The following is a 4,056-nucleotide window of genomic DNA, read 5'->3' on the forward strand; positions in this document are numbered from 1 at the left end:
TCCCTTCTTCCTGGAATACCTCTGCCAAGCGGATGGCATAGCTGGGAATGGCATGCAGGGCAGTGGTCTTGAAGTCGGTGATGAACTTTATCTGACGCTTGCTGTTTCCGGCAGCGGCAGGAACAGTCAGCGCACCCAGACGTTCGGCTCCATACTGAAAGCCCAGTCCTCCGGTGAACATGCCGTAACCGGAGCTGTTTTGGAAAACATCCGTCTTACGGATACCTACCATATAGAGGCAGCGTGCCACTAAGTTAGCCCAAGAGTCCAAATCGTGTTGGGAGTGTACGATGACCGTCGGCGTGCCCGTAGTGCCACTGGAAGAATGGATACGTACTCCGTCCTCACGCATATCGCCTGCTACTAATCCAAAAGGATAATTGGCGCGCATATCGGCCTTGGTAGTAAACGGTATCTTACGTATGTCTTCTATAGACCGGATGCTGTCGGCAGTGATGCCATGCTCTTGGAATACCTTTTTATAATAAGGAGAGTTGGCGGCAATGCTGACAGTCTTTTTTAACCGTTGCAGTTGCAGTTCGCGCAACTGCTCACGGGGCATCGTTTCAATCTCTTCTTCCCAGTATTTGTTATTCATGGTATGTTGAAATTTAGAGTCAATTATAGTTTACATCAGTTTTTCAGCAATCTCTTTGCCGGCAGCCAACGCTTTGAGGTTCAGCTCTACAATGGCGTCACCCTTGCGTTGGAAGATTTCGCGGATGCTGTCTTGCACCTTTGCATAGTCGATGCCGAGGAAGGGGATGGTGGCACCCAGCAGTACGATGTTCGCTACACGGGGAGAGCCGACTTCTTTTGCCACTTCGTTTACGTTCAGCATGATTTTATGCGGCAGCTTGTTGATTTCAGCCTTGATGTCTTCCTCTGCCGGATAGTTGGGAATGTTGATGAAGGGGGCTTCATTGGTCACCAGCCAACCTTCGGGGCTGAGGTAGGGGAGGTAGCGCAGCGCCTCCATCGGTTCCAGGGAGATGATGAGGTCGCATTTTCCTGTGGGGATGAGGTCCGAAGCGATAGGTTGGTCGCTGATGCGCAGGTTGGACTGCACGTCGCCGCCTCGCTGGCTCATGCCGTGTACTTCTGCCTGCTTCATGTAGAGTCCGTCCTTGAGGGCTGCTTTGCCTATTACGGTGGCGATGGAGAGGATACCTTGTCCTCCTACGCCGGAAAGTATGATGTCTTTTTTCATGGCTTTACTTGTTTCTTTTTTTGTGTGCTAATGTTTGGATACATTCTCTGCGGGGGATGATGACGGATACGCCGTGGTACTCGATTTCTTCCCGGATGATTTGCTTCATCTCTTCGTAGTTCTTCTTCAAGGGCACTACGACGCGGATGTGTTCGGGAGCTACACCGATGCCGGCGCAGATGGCTTCCAGACGTCCGGTGCCGGCAGAGTCTTGTCCTCCGGTCATGGCGGTGGTTTCGTTGTCGGAGATGACGATGGTGACGTCGGCGTTTTCGTTGACGCAATCCAGCAGTCCCGTCATGCCCGAGTGGGTGAAGGTGGAGTCGCCGATGACGGCTACGGCAGGATGCAGGCCGGCATCCGAAGCACCCTTCGCCATGGTGATGGAGGCGCCCATATCCACGCAAGAGTTAATGGCATTGAATGGAGCATTGGCTCCCAGCGTGTAGCAACCAATGTCGCTGAACACCTTATAAGTGGGATATTCGTCTTTCAATACTTGGGTCAGCACCGTGTACATGTCGCGGTGACCGCAACCCTCGCACAAAGCGGGCGGGCGCATCTCTACCAGAGAAGGAACGCTGAATTCAGCCTTGTTCTCCTTGCCTACGGCACGTGCCACGCTGTCCGGGTTCAGTTCTCCGTCTTGTGAAAGAGTGCCGTCCAAACGGCCTTTTACTTTGATGCCGATGCCTAGATAGCCTTTCAGCTGTTTTTCTACGAACGGTTGTCCGTCTTCCAGTACCAGAATCTCGTCACATGCTTCTACCAGCTGCATCAGCTGTTTCTTGGGCAACGGATATTGTCCGATTTTCAGAACCGGATATTCGCAACCTTCGGGATAGTTTTCCATCAGGTAGTTGTAGCCGATGCCGCATGCCACGATACCCAGCTTTTTGTTGGGGCCGTCGGTATATTTGTTGTAAGCGGAGTTTTCAGAAGCTTTGATAAATTCGTCCTGGCGTTGCAGCAATGCTTTGTAGCGTTTGCGTGCATTACCCGGCAGAAGGATGAACTGACGCGGGTCGTCGCTGAAGGAAATCTCATTCTGCGGTTGTTGCTCCTTGCGCTCTACGCCGGAACGGGAGTGTGCCAGGCGCGTAACCATGCGCATCAGGATGGGTTCGCCGGTCTGTTCGGAGAAGTTGAATCCGTTGTACACCATGTCGTATGCTTCCTGCTGGTTGCTTGGTTCGTACATCGGGATGAGAGAGAAGTCGCCATAGAAACGGCTGTCCTGCTCGTTCTGAGAGGAATGCATGCTGGGGTCGTCGGCAGCAATGATTATAAGACCACCTTTTACGCCGGTAATGGCAGAGTTGATGAAACAGTCGGCAGCCACGTTCATACCCACGTGCTTCATGCACACCAGTGAACGCTTGCCTGCAAAGGACATGCCCAGGGCAGCCTCCATTGCAGTTTTCTCGTTGGAGCACCAGCGGTTATGGATGTTCTTTTCGACAGTAATCGGTGCCATCTGAATATATTCGGTGATTTCCGTAGAAGGAGTGCCGGGATAGGCATATACACCCGAAAGTCCGGCGTCTAATGCAGCTTGTGCAATGGCTTCATCGCCAAGTAAGAGTTGCTTGCTCATCTCTGAATATTTAAGTGTTAGTCATGGATTAATATTTGACGCAAATATAGGATTTTGCTTTTATTTTATCAGCAGATTACTTGAAAATCTTTCTTTCGTTTAATGCATTCCAATATTTTCTTGCATTTTTCATGTGCTCGGCATAATTGGATGCAAAGTTATGGGTGCCCGAGAAGTCCTCTTTGGCACACATGTAGAGGTAGTTGTGTTTCGTATGGTTCAGCACAGCATCCAGCCCGATGGGTGAGGGGATGCGTATGGGGCCGGGAGGTAGTCCGGTGTTGAGATAGGTATTGTAGGGGGATTCTACTGCCAGATGGGCATTCGTAATTCTCCGCAAGCCGAAGTCCTGCAAGGCAAATTTGATGGTAGGGTCGGCTTGCAGGGGCATGCCGGTGTGCAGGCGGTTGATGTAGAGCCCTGCCACCATTGGTTTTTCGGGATTGTTGTTTGTCTCTTCCTCAACGATGGAGGCGAGGGTGCAGACTTCCGTCAGGGTCATTCCGATGGCGGTGGCTTTGTCTAAGCGTTCCTGGTTCCAGAACTTCTGGTGCTCTTTTTGCATTCTTTCGAAGAACTCTTCTGCACTCATGTCCCAATAGACTTGGTAGGTTTCGGGGATGAAGAGGCAGGGCAGGGTCTCTTTGTTGTATCCCAGTTTTTGTTGGAATGCGGAGTCGTTCATCAATCCGGCTATTTCGGCGGAGTCTATCATGAGCTGTTTACCTACGCTGCGTGCCAGCCGGTCCAGTGTGCGTACGCTGCCGACGGTAAGGTTCATAGGTTCTTGATATCCGCGGTACAGACGGCTGAATACGTGATATACATTTTCCTCCGGCCGGATGGCGTAGCGTCCGGTGTGTATGTTTTCGGAATATTTCTTGTATTGGGCCATCCAGCGGAAGCCGGTGAAGCTTCGGGGATGGCCTTGTTGTTTCACCTTATTATATATGGAGTCGGCGGTGTCGTCGCGGTCTATATAGATATAGACTGTCCTTTGCGGATGGAATTGCGGGGCAAACAGATAGTAGTATACCGTTCCTGCACAAGCTGCTCCAATAAGAATCAGTGCGACGAATGTTCCGATAATGATTTTCTTCTTTTCCATTTTGTTTTACTGCATCTTTAGTCGGGCAAAGTTAGTAAAAAATGGAGTGAAAACCATCAAGTCATATCAGTTAATTCGATAGCTGACAAAGGCTATGCGTTTGCTGTCCTGTGCCAATGAGTTGACATTGATGGTGCCTTG

At 50.8% G+C, this 4,056-nt stretch carries 3 protein-coding genes and 1 pseudogene; all 4 read right to left on the reverse strand.

Going from position 1 to position 4,056, the window contains the following annotated elements; genetic code table 11:
* Nucleotides 1-598, reverse strand: a pseudogene (locus tag ABUA47_RS12805) (phenylacetate--CoA ligase); the annotation flags it as partial.
* Nucleotides 599-628: 30 nt separating this feature from the next.
* On the reverse strand, nt 629-1,210 hold the full coding sequence (locus ABUA47_RS12810; RefSeq protein WP_009036846.1) for an indolepyruvate oxidoreductase subunit beta: 582 nt from the start codon (nt 1,208-1,210) through the stop codon (nt 629-631).
* 4 nt (nt 1,211-1,214) lie between these two features.
* Nucleotides 1,215-2,807, reverse strand: a complete 1,593-nt coding sequence (locus tag ABUA47_RS12815) for a thiamine pyrophosphate-dependent enzyme (protein ID WP_349831648.1) — start codon at nt 2,805-2,807, stop codon at nt 1,215-1,217.
* 76 nt (nt 2,808-2,883) lie between these two features.
* Nucleotides 2,884-3,915, reverse strand: coding sequence for an endolytic transglycosylase MltG (mltG, locus tag ABUA47_RS12820; protein WP_035448052.1), 1,032 nt, complete (start codon nt 3,913-3,915; stop codon nt 2,884-2,886).
* Between the last annotated feature and the right edge of the window lie 141 nt (nt 3,916-4,056).

Source organism: Bacteroides sp. RTP31139st1_H2_RTP31139_211217, from assembly GCF_040227615.1.
Classification (GTDB): Bacteria; Bacteroidota; Bacteroidia; order Bacteroidales; family Bacteroidaceae; genus Bacteroides; species Bacteroides uniformis.